Below are 19,385 nucleotides of genomic sequence, written 5' to 3' on the forward strand. Positions count from 1 at the left end.
TATCTTCTTCCTTGTTTATTTTTTAATCACACGCTTGTGCCGGTGATGAGGCGCTTTGGGGCGCACAGCCGGCTTTACCGGTTCTTTAACCGGCGCAGCCTTTACGGCATCAGCAGCCTCTTTCTTCCTCATGGCATCGTAGATAACTTCCTGGATATTGCTGCGCACGTTCATGCTCGATAATTTACCGTTATCGCCACCATCAGGATTTACCCGGTTAGAAAAGAACAAATACAGCAGGTTATATTTCGGATCGGCCCAAACACCTATCCCGGTAAAACCTGTATGACCGAACGTTTGCGGCGATACACTTAACGACGGGTAAGGCGATTTACTGGTGGCGTTATCCTTCTCGGGCTTATCCCAACCAAGCCCCCTACGGCTAATTTCGCTATGGTAAGCGGTGAAGTAATCGATCGTCTCCTTTTTCAGCAGCCTCACCCCATGCAGCTCACCGCCATTTAACAGCATTTGGTACAGTTGTGCCAAATCGTAAGCGTTACTGAACAAGCCTGCATGCCCTGCAACACCACCAAACATAGCCGCCCCCGGATCGTGCACATCTCCGCGCATCTGCTGCATGCGGAAAGTTTTTTCGTTTTCAGTCGGCGCGATCAAGTCCAGTGGCTCGTGCTCCAAAGGCTTAAACGTAGTGCTCATCATATTCAGCGGCAGGTAGAAAGTGTTACGCACATACTGATCGAGCGTTTGCCCGGTCACCTGCTGAACAATCATACCTAAAAGGATAAAGTCGTTATCACTGTACACATATTTATTAGGCGCACCCAGTTTACTGTTGAGGATACGGGTTTTCATAGTATCAATGTAGTCTGCGCGCATATACATATGATTAGCCACCCTTACACTGTATAACTTATCCGGTGTTTCGTGGTAAAAACCTGGCTTAGGCCTGCCGGTTGTTGGATCAATAGTTTCTTTATAGAACGGAATAAAAGCAACCAAACCAGCCTGATGCAGCAATACATCTGTAAGCTTTAACCCTTCTTTGTTAGAACCACGCAACCATGGTAAATAATCGCCAACGGTTTTATTAATATCCAGTTTACCCTCCTCGTACAACTTCATCACCGACACATTGGTCGCACTAATTTTGGTTACTGAAGCCATATCGTACACCGTTTGTAAGGTAACGGGCTCTTTTGCATCGTAAGAAAGATGGCCATAGGCTTTATAGAAACCTACTTTACCATCTTTAGCAGCCAATACCACACAACCCGGTGTAGCACCGGCAGCAATGGCGTTATTGGCAATAGAATCGATGCGTGTGAGTGCGGTGCTATCCAAACCGGCTTCATTAGCTGCAACCACCGGGAAATAATAATTAGTGGTTACACCGGTACCATATTTAAAACGATCTACCGTTACTGGGAGTGTCCCTTTAGGCGTAATCTTGCCGATCAGCAGGTCAATAGCAACATCGTGCATCAGACTGTCATCCTCATAAGCTGCGACGATATTATTTGCGTCGGCAATATTTTTTATGGCGTAAGGGTTACCAAATGCAAAGCTGATGACGTTTTTCTGTTGCTGTAACTGGCGCACCACATTCACCGCCGTGTTACTGATGCCAAAATTACGTGCCGGGTATTTCGCGTATTTATGCATCGAAACAATTACAGCGTCATAACCAGACCGCAACTGTTGCAGAATCTGTTTGGCTTTCAGGCTATCATCCTGATAAGACAGATAATAACAATCTGCGTTATACAGCTCGTGCACCCGCGAAGCGAAATGATTCTCTTTTTCCAACCCTAAACCTACAAAGGCAACTTTCCCGATCCGGTTTAAAGGCAACGCATTTTTATCTGCCTGCGCTACAACGGTAATAGCCTTTTCATAAGCGAAACGTTTTAACCGGTCAACGTCTTTATTCAAATCCTGCTGAATATTCAGCGTATCGATCTCCTTTAACGTATCCAGTCCAAGTTTATATTTAGCATATAAAACCTTTTTTACGCGCGCATCTATATCGGCCCAGGTGAGCTTATCATCTTTAATTGCCTGGCGGATTTTCTTGATACTTCCTTCCACATCGCCCGGCAGACAAAGCATATCGTTACCCGCAATTAAAGATTGCAAAGCGGCATCGCCTTTCGGATAATACTTCGCCACGCCTTTCATTTCCAGCGCATCTGTAAACGTTATGCCGCCAAACTTCAGTTGGTCGCGCAGTAAGCCGGTCACATTATTTTTTGATAAAGATGTTGCCTGGTTATGCGTAGTATCTATCGCCGGGATATAAAGGTGGGCTACCATCATGCTACCCACGCCAGCCTTGATCATTTCACGGAACGGATAAAGCTCCAGCGAATCTAATTGCGCCAGAGACTTGTTGATTACCGGAAGGTCCAGGTGCGAATCAACCGCTACGTCACCGTGGCCGGGGAAGTGTTTGGCGCAGGCCAGGATGCCGCCATCCTGCATGCCCTTCATGATACGGGTACCGTATAAGGCTACCTTATATTTATCCTCGCCGAAAGAACGGAAGTTAATAACCGGATTATTAGGGTTATTGTTGATATCCACTACCGGCGCATAATCTACCTGGATACCCGCCCTTCTGCACTGTGCGGCAATGGCATTACCAATATTGTAGGCAATCTGCGCGTCGCCGGTGGCACCAAGCGTCAGTTGATCCGGAAATGGCTTTACATCACCAAAACGCATCCCCAACCCTGTTTCGCCATCCACACAGACCAATAAGGGAATTTTAGATTTTGATTGTAGCTCATTCAGCACCTTTGCTTGCTGAACGGAATTTCCCTGAAAAGCACATACCGAACCTACTTTATATTTCTTGATATACTTTTTAATATCCTCATCAAAAAACACCACTTCTTTTCCCCGCCGTTCAGAAAGGCGGAGCACCATCAACTGGGCTATTTTTTGATTTTTATTCAGCTTCCTGAATGCTTTTTTTACCCATTTATCGGCCTGGGCCGAATCGCGGTCTACAGTTTGACCAATGGCGCTGATACTACCGCATAGGGCGGCCGCCAGGAGAAAGGATCTGAAAGCAGATGACATGTAAATAAATTTAGATATGAATATACAGCTCAATTACCAGCTTGTGCACTTCCAATAAAAAACAGCAAGAAAACGCAAAATCAGATAAACAGCTATTTGGTTTTAAATAACGGCATTAAGGTATATATTTATTTCATGAAAATAAAAGCAATAGTTTAGGAAAGACAAAACATGCAACAAAACGCACACAAAAGTTACAAAGGCGCATCACACTGCACCTCCGTGTGACATAATTTTCCGGCGAGTGCTCTTCAATTAATATTTAATTGCTAATTTGATTGCATTCACCAATTATCTACCGGTTTCTGACGGAATATCGCTTATGGCTCTTATTATACTGGCGCTGTGTATCGTCACGCTCATATTGCTTATAACAGCATTTAAAACCAACCCATTTATCGCCTTCCTGCTGGTATCGGTATCGGCGGGACTGTTATTAAAAATGCCACCGCAAGCGGTAATCGCTTCCATCAATAAAGGCATTGGCGATACGCTTGGTTCGGTTACCATCATTATCGTCCTGGGCGCCATGCTGGGCAAACTGGTTGCGCTAAGCGGCGCAGCAGAAAGCATCGCCAACCGGTTGAAGAATATTTTCGGTCCGCAGTATTTAACCTATGCCATGGCCTTAACGGGCTTTGTAGTAGGCATACCTTTATATTATAATGTAGGGTTTATCTTACTGGCGCCTATTATTTTTTCCGTCTCCTATAGCTCGCGCCTCCCGGTGGTTTACGTAGGCTTGCCCATGCTTGCCGCACTTTCGGTAATGCACGGCTTTATACCGCCCCACCCTTCCCCCATGACACTTATCGGAATTTTCCATGCCAGCATTATCAAAACATTTATTTACGGACTGATTGTAGCCATACCGGCGATCATCCTGGCGGGGCCTGTTTTTGCTTCGCGGTTAAAAAAGGTTGGAACAATTTATCCGGCTACAAGCGTTTCAGACAACAGTAAACCTTTGCCCGGTGTGCTCAACAGTTTGTTATCATCTTTACTGCCGGTTATCATTATCATTATTGCTTCGGTAGTTACCAGTTTGGCAGACAAAAACAGCACGTCTTTTCAGCTTGCGCATTTTATCGGCGACCCGGTTGTTGCCATGCTCATCACCATTATAGTTAGCACCTACACACTCGGCATCAGAACGCAACGATCCTTAAAGGAGGTGATGGCGTGTTATACTGATTCTGTAAAAGATATTGCCATGATCCTGCTAATCATCGGCAGTGCAGGTACCCTGAAACAAATATTTGTGGACAGCAAACTGAGTGATGAAATAACCGCACTGGTCGTTCGCTGCTCGCTCGAACCCCTTGCACTGGCCTGGCTGGTAACTGCCGTATTGCGCACGTGCCTGGGATCATCCACCGTAGCCGGGCTAACTGCAGCTGGTGTTTTATTCCCTGCCACGCAACATACCGCCATTAATCCAGAACTGATGGTATTATCTATCGGGGCCGGAAGTTTATTCGGATCGCACGTAAATGATACCGGCTTCTGGCTTTACAAAGAATACTTTAAACTCTCTGTCAGGGAAACGTTCTTCTCGTGGACGATGATGGAAAGCCTGGTATCCTTTCTCGGACTGACCGGGGTGCTGATCCTGAATCAGTTGGTTTAACATTTCCCACTTCGCACTAAACTCGCTCGCGGATCAACTTCTTAATCACGGCAATCTGCCCCAGGTGATAGTGCGTGTGTTCAATCAGTCCGAGCAGGTTACGGTAATAAGTCCCGTACTTTGGGTCGGCAAAATCCTTATCGAGCGCTTCAGAGGGTAGGCCTTCAATTAGTCTAATTAATTCTTCAGCTTCAGACCTGATCCGCATGAGCATAGCCGACCAAGCCTCTTCCGATTCAACAGGCGGGTGATCAAAGCTGAATTTATCCTTGGCCGTAAGCGGCTGCCCTTTCAACACGCTTGAAATTGCCGTAACGTAATAGCCAATATGATAACTTAAAGCGGCAATAGTATTTAACGTCCCTACTTTGGCAATAGCTTCCTGCCATGACACATCTGCTAACTGAGCGGTCAGGTTAGAAGCCGTCCAGTTTCCACCGAAATAAACTTCTTTTAAATGCTTTGCCAATTGTGCAGAGGTATCCATAGTTTGATTAACAGTTAAACTAATATAAGTAATTATCAGCACCTGAGCTGACCTTCCGCATCACCAATTCTGACATCGTTATTAACGGCAGATTGGGAAAATTCGTTTTTATTCAGTACCTTTATAAAATAATCGCCGCCATCATTATTCCTATTTAGACCTTGCGGGTTTTTCTTCAACAACCACCCGCCGGAAATATTCAGGCAGATACAAACTGAAGCTATTCCCTTTAACTGATTTTGTATCTGTATAAGTTTTCACAGACCACTTAGCACAAGTAATCTGGCACGATAGAAAATTAAGTTGCACCGCAAACAGCTTTACGGTGCAGAGTGTAATCATTAAAAACAACTATGGGTAAATCATCAGAAACATTTAGTAAAAAAGAAAAAGAAAAAAAGAGACTAAAAAAACAGCAGGATAAAAAAGAAAAAGCTGCTGAACGCAAAGCCAATTCTGACAAGGGAAAAAGCCTTGAAGATATGATGGCTTATATCGACGAGAATGGCAACATTACTTCTACGCCGCCAGACCCGACCAAGAAGAAAAAAATAGCGTTAGAAGATATTGAAATTGGTGTAAGCCGCCAGCCGGATGTTGAAGTTGACCCGGTAAGAAAAGGAACAGTTACCTTCTTCAATAGCTCTAAAGGTTACGGCTTTATAAAAGACCTGCAAACACAGGAAAGTGTTTTTGTACACTTTAACGGTTTATTAGAGCAGGTAGATGAAAGAGATAAAGTAACTTTTGAAGTAGAGCGCGGACCGAAAGGCCTGAACGCTATAAAAGTTAAGAAGGCTGTATAATACAGCCTTACAGGTAGCAGCTACTGCCTGCGTGAAGATGTTGAGAAAAAGCTGTGCAAACTCTAACTGATGGTTACAGTTAAAAAAGGTAATTTGCTCGCGGTTACCTACAGCATTTCTCTACATTTTCGCCTATGAAAACCTGCTTTACATTTTTAAGCCTGCTATTGCTTGCCGTATTCACGAAGCAGGCAACTTCGCAGCCCTATAAAATTCAACAGCCCGCACCAGGGGTCGAGATTATTTCCCAGGGCGTTATTGACAAATTTACGCCTTATACTTTTTGCAGTGAGCCGCCGCGTATAAAAGCGATGAGCCAGCTGGCACCGGCCAAGCTTCCATTTAATATTAACGACATCCGCGTTAAAGTTACCCAGCGCGGTGCATTAGTCGATATCCCCTTGGATGACGATGAACATCTGTATGGTTTTGGTTTGCAGATCGGCACGTTTAACCAGCGCGGTCTGCGTAAAAAGCCCATTGTAAACGACAACCCGCTAAACGATGTCGGGTATACACACGGCCCCACTACCTTTTACGTATCCAACAAAGGCTATGGCATTTTAATCAACACCACACGCTACACCACCTTTTACTGCGGCACTACCGCCATGAATATTTCGGGCAAGCCGGATGAAAAAACAACCTACGGAGGAAATTCTGTTCTGGAGTTGTACAGTCATAAATCAGCGGTATCGCACTATGTAGAAGCAGACGTACCGGGCGCCAAAGGAATTGAAGTTTTTGTATTCAGCGGTCCCGATATTCTTACCGCGCTGCAGCGTTACAACCTGTTCTCTGGTGGCGGTACAATGCCGGCATTGTGGGGTCTGGGCGTAAAATACCGGGTGAAGGCAGACTTTAAGCAGGATGAGGTAAAAAAAATGGCAAATTACTTCAGGCAGAACCAGATCCCGTGCGATGTGATCGGGTTGGAACCGAAATGGCAGACGACTGCTTACTCCTGCTCTTACGTATGGAACCCCGAATATTTTCCTTCGCCGCAGCACCTGATCGATAGCATGAAACTACAGGGCTTCCACCTCAATTTGTGGGAACATGCCTTTGTGAATCCAAAATCGCCATTGTATAAACCATTAAAAGAACGATCCGGCAATTACCTGGTATGGAACGGCCTGGTGCCGGACTTTGCAGACACCTCTGCCGCAGGCACCTTTGCCCGTTACCACGAGAATACCTTTGTAAAAGAAGGCATATCCGGCTTTAAACTGGATGAATGCGATAACTCTAATCTGGGTTCCGGCCACGCCGTATGGAGCTTCCCGGAGCATAGCGAGTTCCCATCTGGTTTAAGCGGCGAGCAAATGCACCAGGTATTCGGCTTGTTGTATCAGAAAACAATCTACGATATTTATAAAAAGAGAAACACACGTACCTATCTGGATGTCCGTGCGTCGAGTTCTTTTGCGTCGCCCTACCCTGCTTCTTTGTACAGCGACACTTACGACCACCAGGAATATATCGGCATGATTGTAAATAGTGGTTTTGCCGGCATGCTCTGGTCGCCCGAAGTAAGGGAGTCAACCTCTATCGCAGACCTGATGCGTCGCAGCCAAACCGCAGTATTGTCTGCACAAACCTTATTTAACTCGTGGTACCTTACCAATCCGCCCTGGCTGCAGATAAAGATAGATGAGAACAACCACAACCAACTGATGGAGAATGCAAAGCAGGTAGAAGCGGATATCAGGAAGCTGTTGAACTTCCGTATGAGCCTTGTCCCTTATTTATACAATGCTTTCGCCGATTACCATTTCAAAGGCATTCCGCCTTTTCGCGCGCTGGTGATGGATTATCCAACAGACAAAAACACTTTTAATATTGCCGATGAATATATGATCGGAAAGGGTATCCTGGCAGCACCTCTAACAGAAAAACAGAATGAACGCAAGGTATACCTGCCTAACGGTAACTGGTATGATTACAATACCGGAAAAAAATTTACCGGCGGTCAAACGTATACCATCGCCACTTCCTTTACAGAACTTCCGGTATTTGTGAAAGAAGGCACCATACTCCCCTTGGCCAAGCCGGTGGAGAACGTTAGCCCAAATACTAAGTTTGAAATTACGTGCTGCGTATATGGCGACAAAGCCCGCGGAACATTATTCGAAGATGACGGCGAAACCTTCGATCTTGAGCAAGGCAATTACAATAGCTTAACCCTGACTTATGATGGTAAAAAAGGAAATCTTACACGCAGTGGAAGCTTCAAGAACCACCGCTACCAGATTAAAAACTGGGAAGTGATTAAGTAGCCTAACCTTGTTTGTTAATTAGAAAGAGCGCAGAAAAGATTTGAGGAGTGATATTTCCTTCAATTGCCTTTCTGCGCTCTTTTGATATGTTTGTTATTACACTACCCCGCTTAGCCAAGCTTCAGCTTCCTTGCTGTCTGTAAAGAATTGTGCTATGATGTTCCCTTGTTTTACATCCACGCTTTTTTGTGCGGACAGCTGGCTAAAGGCACTTGGCGAAACTATCCAGGCGACGTATTTCAAACCTGCCTCTTCCGCCAGGGGGAACCACTCCATGCCCACCCATTCCGACGCCTCTGACCAGGTACCTAAAACCCGGCGGTTATCGTTTAGCAATTTCCCGCAGTTATTTTTCCGGATGCGGTCCAGTATCGCCATACATCCTTCCTTTACGGTTTCAAAATTTTGAAAACCCTTCCAGTCAGCTTCGAGCCACTGTTGATGTGCGTTATAAAAAATGCTGAGATGTTTGCTTTCGTACCGGTGTACAGATTTCAATACCAGTTCGCCATGAGCAACTTCCTGCTTCAGCGGCAGCCTGAAATAAAAGGTAGATCCCTTACCCTCTTCGCTATCAATCCAGAAGCTTCCATGGTGTCTTCGCAAAATTTCAGAAGAAATAAAAAGTCCCAAACCCAGCCCCTCAAAACGCATCGCCGTATTATCCACCCGGTAATAGCGCTCGAAAAGCCGGTCGAGGTGGGCTTTAGCGATGCCGATACCGAAGTCTTTAACAGAAAAAACAACCTCGCCTTCTTCTATCTCGCTTTTGATAATGATCTTTTTACTATCTGGCGAATACTTAATGGCATTAGTTAAAAAATTATTGATCACCTGCTCTAACCGCAGGTGATCGCCCGTCAGCATTACCTCTGTATTTACCTTAATTTCCAGATCATAGCCAGTCGCAGCCAGTTGCGCAGCCTGCACGGTGTCCAATAACATTTCATCAAACCGGAAGGGTTCCATATTATAGGTCATCTTTCCGGCATTGATCTTGGTAACATCCAGCAGGTCGCTGATCAGCTTTTCCAGTCGCCGTACATGGTCTGCAGACTTCACAATAAAATTCCGGAGCTTTTCCCCATCGTTTTCACGTTGCATCAACTGGTTGAAGGCCTTGATACTTGTTAATGGGGTTTTTAGTTCGTGGCTGGCGATGGACAGAAATTCATCCTTCCGCTGCTCGTTAGCCTTCTGCTGCTCTATATTGGTATTTGTACCTATCCAGCTTTTTATTTCACCGTCTTCAATAAAGGGTAGGGCCCGGGTTAGATGCCACTGATAAACACCATCGTGCATGCGTAAACGGTGTTCCATTGTATATTCAATACCGGCATCTAAGCTATTCTGCCACCGTTGTTGGCTTTCGTCAATATCATCCGGGTGAATGAATTTCCGAAGTCCATATTCGGCAACTGTCTTACCCATTTCGCCAAAATCCCTGGCCATTACCAGGTTTACATAATCAAATACTCCGTCAGGAGTGGCTGTCCATACGTGTTGCGGAATTGCATCGAGCATAAAGCGCAGGCTCGCTTCGCTTTCCTCTATCCGCTCTAATGACCCCCGTAATTGCTCCTGGGTTACGTAAAGCTCTTCGTTTATGGCGGTTAATTCCTCGTTTGTTGCACCCAACTCCTCTTCATATTCCTGGCTGCGCTCTTTAGCATAAGCATTATTGACGATAGTGCCTGTATGTAATCCAACCGTATCTAAAAAATTGAGGTAGTCTTCATCCAAACGTTTACGCGGCGATACGCCTAAAACGGCATAACCGATAATCAGTGAATCGTCACGGATTAAGGGTACCAGGCAAACTTCTGCAAGTGCTTCTGACCAATAATTGCTTTCTATCAACGGAATAGACGGGTGATCCGCAAGCTGTAAAACCACGCTCTCCCCTTTTAAAACATCATCGGTTTTCGGCCACAACACACCTGCCAGTTTCCTGCCCGATTCGCTGAAGGCGGTCAGCTGCGGGTTTTCATCACTTTGCTTCGCACCAGAATAGATCAGGAAGAAGGGGATATCAAGTTCCGCCGCCTCCAGTATTTCTGTCACCACCCTTAATCCCTCTTTTACCGTCTGCGGAAAATTCAGGCGTTGCAGAAGCGCCTGTAGTGTTAAATTTCTCCTGGCGTTTATAAAGCGGTAAGTAGTTTCAATCACCGCGTTAAATACACCTCCTATGCTCCCGTCTGCAGCGACGATGGGCGACAGTGTATAATCGAAATAGCATTCTTCTGTATAGCCATAACGATGCATGAGCAGCAAAGCATCTGGCTGACGGATAGAGTTACCACTATTCAGCACACTATTAAATTGTTCATCCAGGCCTGCCCATATCTCAGGCCAAACTACAGCACCCGGGTTACCAAGCGCCCAGGGGTGTTTGTTGCCTGGTATACTGCTCCAGGCATCATTATATAACAAAGTAAAATCACTTCCCCAGTAAATAGCAATAGGGAAGCCGGAATTCAAGCTGATGCTTGCTGCATATTTCAGGCTGTCGCTCCAGCTTTCGGGCGAACCGAGCATTGTTGCTGACCAATCTTTTGCGCGGATTAGCTCTCCCATTTTACCGCCGCCTTGAAGAAACGGATAAGTATCAGACACGTTTATAGACTTTTATTTTTTCACAGGTAATTTCGGCCACAAATAAATTATTTAAACAGCACAAAGCGCAGCGTGTTTTATTACTTTTTACTTTTCAGCACAAGTGTAAATACGCAAACACTTTGGCATCAACAAATGTTAACTGTTCTATAATTTGCTGGATGATAATTTATTATAGATAGCTTTGGACTCACTTAAGGATGGACATTTTACTTTCTCGCGCGATACTGTAGAGCAGGACTTTACCTTGCTGACAGCCGCTCTTGATGCCAGTATCACGGGTATCATTATCACGGATAACCGATTGACGGATAATCCGATTATTTACTGCAATAGTGCTTTTGAAAAAATGACAGGTTATGACCGGAAAGAAATTATCGGACATAACTGCAGGCTTTTGCAGCGTGAGGACCGCACCCAAAAAGAACGGCAGCAACTGCGCGAAGGTATTGACCAGGGCAAACCTGTGATGGTCGAAATAAGGAACTATACCAAAACAGGTACGCTTTTCTGGAATGAATTGTATGTTTCCCCCATTAAAGACGCTTCGGGAAAGGTAACCCATTTTATAGGTATTCAGCATGATGTAACCCGTAGAAAGCAGGCTGAAGCCGAGTTGGAGAATGAGCGGCAGTTAATGGAACAGCGCATAGAAGAACGCACGCAAAGCCTTAAACTTGGCCAGGAGTATGTAGAGAGTATTGTGCAGACCGTGCGCGAAAGTTTGATCGTTTTAGACAACAACTACAAAGTACTAAGCGTAAATGATCATTTCCTGCGCACCTTTAAAGTAAACAAAGAGGAAACCGAAAATAAACTACTTTTTGATTTGGGCAATGGCCAGTGGAACATTCCCAGATTAAAAGAACTGCTGGAAAAAGTTCTGCCTACCAACAATCCCGTGGTCGATTTCCAGGTAGAGCACGATTTTCCGTACATCGGCCATAAAGTGATGCTCTTAAACGCGCACCGGATAGAATATTCGGGCGAATATAAAGATCGCATTCTGATTGCCATTGAGGATATCACAGACCGCAGTGAGATTGAAAAACGAAAGGATGATTTCCTTACCGTTGCCAGTCACGAGCTAAAGACACCTTTAACTACCATTAAAGGTTATGTGCAAATGATGAACCGGTTTATGCCTGAAGAAACCGATGAAAAGTTTAAAGACATATTAGCCAAAACTGCCCAATTCATCGACCGTTTAAGCAACCTGATCACCGAGTTGCTGGATGTATCGCGCATACAAACCGGCAAAATGGCCATTCACCGGGAAATGTTTGATTTCGACCAGATGATAGCTGAAACCGTGGAAGGTATACAGGCGGCTTCGAAAAGTCACCAGATCATCATTAAAGGTGAACCAATCGGCAGCTATAACGGAGATGAGTCGCATCTGATCCAGGTAGTAAATAACCTGGTTTCTAATGCCGTAAAATATTCGCCCGAAAGCAAAATAGTTGAGGTGCACAAAGCATTCGTAAGCGACTATATCAAACTTTCTGTGATTGATAACGGCATGGGGATCAGCGCGGAAGACCAGCAGAAAATATTTGAGCGTTTTTATCGCGCAGGAGACATACAGACCAAATTCCCCGGAATGGGCGTTGGCTTATATATCTGCGATCAGATCATAAAACAACATGGAGGTACCCTTTGGGTGGAAAGTGAAAAAGGCAAGGGTTCTAATTTTAGTTTTACACTTCCCACAAAAGAAGCACCTGGAAAAAAATGAGTAAGAAGAAAGTATTGGTATGCGACGATGATACCGGGATACTCGAAATGCTGGAACTGGCACTTGAAAGCGACGAAACCGTTATTATTACTGAATCGAACAGCCTGAACGTAATACCGTTAATTGAAAAAGAAAAACCTGATCTGATCCTGCTGGACCTGTGGATGCCTGTGCTATCCGGCGATCAGATATTGCGTGCTATACGCCAGCAGACAGATACGCAATCTTTACCCGTCATCATTATCTCTGCCAGCCTTGATGGCGCAAAAATCGCCCGTGAAAATGGGGCAAATGACTTTCTTGCCAAACCGTTCGATATAGACGAACTATTCAACCGCGTTTGTAAGCAGATCGAAGTAGGCTGTTAATTCATCCGCGATTTCGATATCGGATTCACCGCAAACAGGCTGTAGCGATTGCTACAGCCTGTTTGCTTTCTAACTACGGCAGTTCCGACAATTTGCCGATAAATATCTTTTTAAATTAATTAAAAACTTTTTAAAAATATTTTTAAGTAAGCTTTTGTTATTAAATAATTATTATGTAATTATGTATTAATTAAAAACTTATACTAGTAATGTTGCTCAGTCAACTTGAAGTCTTAAAAACCTTATACTACAATAAAGGCTATTCCATCCATGACATCAGCATGGTTACCGGCCGCAGCATCCCTTTTACCACTAAAGCGATCAGCGAGCTGTTAGAAATGGGCTTTATTAAAGAAGATGGTTTAAGAATTTCAAGTGGCGGCCGTAAGCCTGCAACCTATTCTTTATCAGCAAATACCGGATTTATTGTTTCTGTAGCGATTGACCAGTTTAAAACACGAGTGGTTATTGCCGATCTGGGCACCGGCTTTATCGGCGAGACGCAGGAACTGGAAATTAATATCCATCAAAAACACGATGCGATTTTTGACCTGGTAGATTTCATCAACCAAACCATCACTGCGTCCGGACGGCCGAAAGAAAGATTCCTGGCAATTGGCATTACCATGCCTGGTTTTATCGATGCATTTAAAGGCAACAACCTGCTATTTGTAAAATCTCCGCAAGGAACTTTTGTAGATTTCATCGCAGAAAAAACCGGCTTACCTGTTTTCATCGAAAACGACTCTACAGCTATTGCCCTTGCCGAACAAAAGTTTGGATTACCCATCGCTAAAAACGATTCCATGATCATCAACCTGGGCTGGGGTATTGGATTAGGCATGATCGTTAATCAAAAAGTATTCAAAGGGCATAGCGGTTTCGCGGGCGAATTCAGTCACCTTGCCCTTTACAAAAACGGCAAACTCTGCTCGTGCGGCAAACACGGCTGCCTGGAAACAGAAGCATCGCTGCTGGCCATTGAAGCCAAAGCAATAGACGGCCTGAAAGCAGGCGAAGTAAGCCATCTCTCTAATTACGAGCATATCACCGCGGATGATATTATCAACGAAGCGATCAAAGGTGACGCTTACGCGATCAAGATCATATCCGAGTGTGCTTATTATATCGGCCAGGGATTGGCTATTCTTATTCATTTAATGAACCCCGAAAGCATTATTCTGAGCGGCAAAGGCAGCGTGATTGGCAAAATATGGCTGGCCCCTATCCAGCAGGCTATTCACCAACACTGCATCCCGCATTTAACTACTTATACCACGCTTGCCGTATCTGAGCTGGGCGACAAAGCCCAATTACTCGGCGGTTTAGCGATAGTTGTCGAAAATCTGGATAAGATTAAAGACAAAATTTCAGCATGGCTAACTGTCCAACACCAAAATCATAACTGATTTATTTTAAACAACCAACAATTTAATTTCTATGCAAAAATTCTACTTAAATTTAAAAAGGATGGCAATGCTATTTTTGCTCCTTTTTATTACGGCAAGTACATTTGCCCAGACAGCCGTTACCGGTGTGGTGCGGGACGAAGCAGGCCCGGTACCCGGTGTTACCGTGCGTATTAAGGGTACAACTACCGGTACGGTAACAGACGTAAATGGTAAATACACCATTCGCGCTACTGAAGGTGCAGTGCTAACCTTTACATCAGTAGGCTTCGAATCAAAAGAAGTTACCGTAACAGGTGCAGGCCCTTTTAACGTAACCCTGGGAAAAGCAACTTCAGGCTTAAATGAAGTTGTGGTAACCTCATTCGGTATCAAACGCCAGGAACGTGCATTAGGTTATGCCACTACTACCATTACCGCCAAACAATTAACCGAAGCAGGTAACACCAACTTTGCTTCTGCTTTGTATGGTAAAGCGCCAGGCGTAAAAATCACTACTGCCCCAGGTGGTGCAAGTAGTGCGGTAAACGTTCAGATCCGTGGTATCAACTCGTTAAACTTTAACACTCAGCCCTTATTTGTGGTAGATGGTGTAATTATCCGTAACAACAACGAGACGCCTAACGGAAATGGCTCAAACAATGATGGTTACTGGTCTGACCAGCGCATTCGTGGTAACGGTATCCTGGATATCAACCCGAATGACATTGAAAGCCTGACAGTACTGAAAGGTGCAAGTGCAACTGCGCTTTACGGTTCTGACGCGATGAGCGGCGCTATCGTGATCACTACTAAAAAAGGTTCAAAAACCCGTGGTCTTGGTGTTGATTTTAACTACGTAGGTACCATGGAACAAGTGGCCTTTACACCTAAGTTCCAGAACGTTTACGGCCCTGGTTATGACCGCGAGACTAACCTTGCCGGTGGTTTTACAGACGAAGGCTGGTTAAAAGATCCTAACTCACCTTCTGGTTACCGCCCGCGTTTCAGCGCATACGCACAATTCGGACCCAAAATGGACGGCCAGATGATCCGTTGGTGGGATGGCGAGTACCGCTCTTATTCTCCGCAGCCTAACAACTACAAAGACCTGTTCCAGAAAGGTTACAGCTCAAACGCTAACATTGCTATTTCAAACCAGACTGATAAGGTTAACTACCGTTTGTCAGCAACACGTTTAGATTATCAGGGGATCCAACGCGGTTCTAAACAACAAAAAAACACCTTCAACTTAAACACTTCTATCAAGTTAACAGATAAGTTAAGCACAGACGTTGTAGTAAACTATGTAAACACGCTTACCCACAACCGTCCGTACGAGTTAAACCGCGTACTCGCTAACTTCGGCGGTTTCCTTAACCGTTCTGAACGTGCTGACGTTTTATTAGACAACTACAAAACTTCACAAGGCTACAAATATGTAACCCTTGGTAACCAGGCAAGAAACCCGGCTGAAGCGTTCAAATACAACATGAGCGGCGGCGATATTATGGATTTCTTCTGGACACAGTTAGTGAACAGCGAAGATGAAACCGAAAACAGGTTATTAACCAGCGCTACCCTGAACTGGGATATCGTTAAGCACTTGAAATTCCGTGGCCGTATCGGTAGCGACTATACCGGCCGCAATACCGAGACCATGCAGCATAACGAGTATCCTGTAGCCTTTAACGGTTCTCAAAGTACCGGCGCTTACGGTACCGCAAAAGGACAGTATTCTATTACTTATGGTGACTTATTATTGACCTACGCTAACAACATTACCAAAGATTTAGGTTTTTCTGCCAGCGGTGGTTACACTTCGCGTAACGAAACTTACAGAGATCAGTCTTCAAGCACTAACGGTGGTTTAGTAACAGAAAACTTCTTCTCTTTAAGCAACTCTTACGGTATTCCAAATACCTCGGCAACCCGCGGTTTCCTGAAGAAACAAGCATTCTTCGGAACAGCAAGCTTCAACTACAAAACCTTTTTGTTCTTAGAAGGTACCGCTCGTGACGAAAGCTCGTCAACTTTAGCGCCGGGCAACAATAATTATTTCTACCCTTCTGTAAACGGTAGCTTTGTATTCTCTGAAGCATTCAAACTTCCTGAGTTTATCAGCTATGGTAAATTAAGAGCGTCTTATGGCGTGGTAGGTAACTCTGCTCCGCGTTATGTTTCTAACGTATTGTACAACCAGTCGTCTATCCAGACTACCGGCGGTTCTGTAACCCAGTTAACCTTCGACTCTCAATACGGTAACCTGGCACTGAAACCTGAGAAAAAATATGAGCAGGAGTACGGTGTTGAAGCACGCTTCTTTAAAGACCGCTTAGGCATGGACTTCACCTACTATACCAACCAGGTGAAAAACGTAATCATGTCTTTAAATGTGGCTCCAACTGTTGGTGCTTCAAGTTTATATGCAAACGCGGCTACCTTACATAGCAACGGTATCGAGGTTGGTTTTAGCGGCACTCCGGTAGTAGGTAAGTTCCGTTGGGATGCCCGTTTGAACTTTGCCATCAACCATTCAATGGTGAACAACCTGGCACCTGGCTTTAACGAACTGAACTTCTACAACGGTGATCAAAACGCACTGAAAGTAGTTGCCCAGCCAAACCAGCCAATCGGTAACATTTTGGTTTACCCAATCGCTACAGATGCTAACGGTAACAAAATCATCAACAGCGACGGTTTATACACAATCGACAAAACCCGTTTCGTGAATGTAGGCAACATCCAGCCAAAAATTATTGGCGGTGTATCTAACACCTTTACTTACAAAAACTTCTCTTTAGATGTATTGGTAGATTACCGTTGGGGTGGCAAAATGGTATCAAACCCAATGAAATATGCTACCGGTGCCGGTATGTATGAAAGCACTTTACAATACCGCGACGAAGCACATGGCGGTTTAGCTTATTACATTGATGCAAATGATAACAAACACCTGTTATCAAATGGCGCAAGCGCTCCTAACGGTGCAAAAGTATACCACGATGGTGTGATCTTACCAGGCGTTAACGGAAACGGACAAGCCAATAACACCATCATCGATGCGGCTACTTATTACTTAAACACTTATGATTGGGGCGAAAACTCTGTTAACGAATATGCGGTGTTTAAAAATAACTATGTAAAACTTCGTGAAGCAGTTATCGGCTACAGATTGCCTGCAGGTGTTAGCAAAGCATTACATGTAAACAACCTGAGATTCTCTTTAGTAGGCAGAAACTTGTTCTACATCTACCGTACACTGAAAAACCTGGATCCGGAAGCTCCGATCGGTGCTACCTGGTACAGACAAGGTATAGATGAAGGTTCTTCACCTGCAACCAGAAGTTTCGGATTTTCATTAAACGCTAATTTCTAAACAGAAATAAAGATATTGACATGATTAACAAAGTAAAAAACATAGGATATGCAGCATTACTGGTGTTATCACTGGGAAGCTGTAAGAAGAGCATAGACGATAAATTTAACAACCCGGAGAAAACGTCGACAGTAAGTATACCTTACATGTTTACGGCTATGCTGAATAATGACCGGGTTAGACCATCTTACTGGAACTACCGTACTTTTGTGTTGACTGCAACTGCAGAATACGCACAAACAGATTACCTGCCAACTTCAAATACGGTTTATCAACCAAATGATGGTTACATGGGTAACCGTTGGGAAGATTTCTACCACCCAACAGGTAACGGTAGCGGCCCAATGGCGCTGTACAAAGTGATGGAAGGCGTATACAACAAAATGTCTGCTGATGACAAAAAAACCAATGACGTGATCATGAACGCAGCCCGTGTAACGCTGTATGATCAGGCTTCACAAATGGTTGACTGCTGGGGCGATATTCCATTTAGCGAAGCAAGCAGCCTGGAAACCAGTGCAAGCGTTCAGAACGGAAAATTCGACGATCAGAAAGCGCTTTACAAAACCTTCATCGATGGTTTAGATGCCGCTAACACTTATTTTGCTTCAGCGCAGCTTTCTACATTAGCCGCTAACTCTTTCACCAAACAAGACATTTTGTTAGGCGGAAGTGTTGACAAATGGAGACGTTATACCAACTCTATCCGTTTGCGCCTGTTGATGCGTATGTCTTTCTATGACGAAAACACTGCAAAAACAGAGGTAACTAAAATGCTGAGCAACCCTACCCAATACCCGCTGATTGACGGTGGTTCGGTAGGTTCATATAGCCCGTCATCTTCAGACGTGTTGTTAACCCCGCTTACCAACTATACCAACTCATTGCAAAGCGCACTGACTGAAGGTGGAAGCTTCTACGCACCGGATTATATGCTGAACAAAGTGATGAATCCGTCTAACGACCCACGCATCCCTGTTGTGTATGACAAGTATGGCCAAACTATCAACAATACTTTTGTACCAAACGCTACTTACAGGGCTATGCCGATAGATCTTCCTGCTGCGCAGCAAGAGTCTGACGCTACCAAGTATGCAATTGTAGACTCTGTTACCTTCCTTACCAACAGCAAACTACCTGGCATCGTGATCACTGCGCCAGAGGTTAATTTCCTTAAGGCAGAAGCTTTTGAACGTTGGGGCGGCGGTGACGCTAAAGCTGCTTACGAAACAGCAGTTACTCAATCTGTTTATTTCTATTATTACCTGAACAGCCTGGGAACAGGTACTAAACCGGTATTGAATACGGCAAGTATTGCACCTTTCTTAAGTTCATCTGTAGTAGCTTACACAGGTGCACAAACAGATAAGCTGGCTAAGATCTGGACCCAAAAATGGGTACACTTTGGCTTTATGCAGGGCACACAGGCCTGGGCAGAATACCGCCGGACCAAGTATCCGCAGTTAACCTTCCCAAGCACCGGTAAACTTTCGGGTTACACCACGCCCCCTAACAGGTTAACTTACCCATCAATCGAAAGAGGCTTCAACAGCCACTACGCTGATGTAAGAGCAAAAGACACCAGAGATGCTAAGATCTTCTGGGACGTGAAATAAACTCGCAACATAAAACAAGAAGAGCCG

The 19,385-nt window shown here is 44.6% G+C and carries 11 protein-coding genes; 8 read left to right on the forward strand and 3 right to left on the reverse strand.

Translation table 11 applies throughout. From position 1 onward, the window contains the following. Positions 1-15: 15 nt before the first annotated feature. Positions 16-3,048 carry a serine hydrolase domain-containing protein gene (locus MUY27_RS05975; RefSeq protein WP_245129075.1) on the reverse strand — a complete coding sequence of 1,011 codons (3,033 nt, stop codon included), beginning with the start codon at positions 3,046-3,048 and terminating at the stop codon, positions 16-18. A 322-nt stretch (positions 3,049-3,370) separates the two neighbouring features. Here MUY27_RS05975 and MUY27_RS05980 point away from each other — a divergent pair, with 322 nt between their 5' ends. Further along, entirely contained in the window at positions 3,371-4,678 is a 1,308-nt protein-coding gene (locus tag MUY27_RS05980) for a gluconate:H+ symporter (protein ID WP_245129076.1), read from the forward strand. Between the two features lie 16 nt (positions 4,679-4,694). Here MUY27_RS05980 and MUY27_RS05985 read toward each other — a convergent pair whose 3' ends face one another. Then, positions 4,695-5,165 (reverse strand): DinB family protein, encoded by a 471-nt coding sequence (locus MUY27_RS05985; protein WP_245129077.1) that lies wholly within the window; start codon positions 5,163-5,165, stop codon positions 4,695-4,697. Positions 5,166-5,518: 353 nt separating this feature from the next. Here MUY27_RS05985 and MUY27_RS05990 point away from each other — a divergent pair, with 353 nt between their 5' ends. Further along, a complete protein-coding gene (locus MUY27_RS05990) occupies positions 5,519-5,971 on the forward strand; it encodes a cold-shock protein (RefSeq protein WP_245129078.1) in 453 nt (150 codons plus the stop codon). 134 nt (positions 5,972-6,105) lie between these two features. Continuing rightward, positions 6,106-8,250 (forward strand): glycoside hydrolase family 31 protein, encoded by a 2,145-nt coding sequence (locus MUY27_RS05995; protein ID WP_245129079.1) that lies wholly within the window; start codon positions 6,106-6,108, stop codon positions 8,248-8,250. Positions 8,251-8,346: 96 nt separating this feature from the next. Here the strand turns inward: MUY27_RS05995 and MUY27_RS06000 are convergent, their stop codons facing one another. Next, positions 8,347-10,869: a sensor histidine kinase gene (locus MUY27_RS06000; protein ID WP_245129080.1), complete on the reverse strand. Its 2,523-nt coding sequence runs from the start codon at positions 10,867-10,869 to the stop codon at positions 8,347-8,349. Positions 10,870-11,053: 184 nt separating this feature from the next. Here MUY27_RS06000 and MUY27_RS06005 point away from each other — a divergent pair, with 184 nt between their 5' ends. The 5 genes from MUY27_RS06005 to MUY27_RS06025 all read left to right on the forward strand — a co-directional run bounded on the left by MUY27_RS06005 (position 11,054) and on the right by MUY27_RS06025 (position 19,358). Next, positions 11,054-12,607: a PAS domain-containing sensor histidine kinase gene (locus MUY27_RS06005; protein ID WP_245129081.1), complete on the forward strand. Its 1,554-nt coding sequence runs from the start codon at positions 11,054-11,056 to the stop codon at positions 12,605-12,607. Further along, complete coding sequence (locus MUY27_RS06010; RefSeq protein ID WP_245129082.1) at positions 12,604-12,975, forward strand: response regulator; 372 nt, start codon at positions 12,604-12,606, stop codon at positions 12,973-12,975. Before MUY27_RS06005 ends, MUY27_RS06010 begins: the two co-directional genes overlap by 4 nt. 209 nt (positions 12,976-13,184) lie before the next feature. Beyond that, positions 13,185-14,384 carry an ROK family transcriptional regulator gene (locus MUY27_RS06015; RefSeq protein WP_245129083.1) on the forward strand — a complete coding sequence of 400 codons (1,200 nt, stop codon included), beginning with the start codon at positions 13,185-13,187 and terminating at the stop codon, positions 14,382-14,384. 67 nt (positions 14,385-14,451) lie between these two features. Continuing rightward, a complete protein-coding gene (locus tag MUY27_RS06020) occupies positions 14,452-17,742 on the forward strand; it encodes a SusC/RagA family TonB-linked outer membrane protein (RefSeq protein ID WP_245129084.1) in 3,291 nt (1,096 codons plus the stop codon). Between the two features lie 20 nt (positions 17,743-17,762). Beyond that, on the forward strand, positions 17,763-19,358 hold the full coding sequence (locus MUY27_RS06025; protein WP_245129085.1) for a SusD/RagB family nutrient-binding outer membrane lipoprotein: 1,596 nt from the start codon (positions 17,763-17,765) through the stop codon (positions 19,356-19,358). Positions 19,359-19,385 lie beyond the last annotated feature (27 nt).

Origin of the sequence: Mucilaginibacter straminoryzae, from assembly GCF_022953055.1 — a bacterium.
GTDB lineage: Bacteria > Bacteroidota > Bacteroidia > Sphingobacteriales > Sphingobacteriaceae > Mucilaginibacter > Mucilaginibacter straminoryzae.

Coding starts and splice junctions, on each gene's coding strand:
- MUY27_RS05995 (WP_245129079.1), top strand. CDS start 6,106: ATGAAAACCTGCTTTACATTTTTAAGCCTGCTATTGCTTGCCGTATTC.
- MUY27_RS06020 (WP_245129084.1), top strand. CDS start 14,452: ATGCTATTTTTGCTCCTTTTTATTACGGCAAGTACATTTGCCCAGACA.
- MUY27_RS05985 (WP_245129077.1), bottom strand. CDS start 5,165: ATGGATACCTCTGCACAATTGGCAAAGCATTTAAAAGAAGTTTATTTC.
- MUY27_RS06010 (WP_245129082.1), top strand. CDS start 12,604: ATGAGTAAGAAGAAAGTATTGGTATGCGACGATGATACCGGGATACTC.
- MUY27_RS05990 (WP_245129078.1), top strand. CDS start 5,519: ATGGGTAAATCATCAGAAACATTTAGTAAAAAAGAAAAAGAAAAAAAG.
- MUY27_RS06025 (WP_245129085.1), top strand. CDS start 17,763: ATGATTAACAAAGTAAAAAACATAGGATATGCAGCATTACTGGTGTTA.
- MUY27_RS05980 (WP_245129076.1), top strand. CDS start 3,371: ATGGCTCTTATTATACTGGCGCTGTGTATCGTCACGCTCATATTGCTT.
- MUY27_RS05975 (WP_245129075.1), bottom strand. CDS start 3,048: ATGTCATCTGCTTTCAGATCCTTTCTCCTGGCGGCCGCCCTATGCGGT.
- MUY27_RS06015 (WP_245129083.1), top strand. CDS start 13,185: ATGTTGCTCAGTCAACTTGAAGTCTTAAAAACCTTATACTACAATAAA.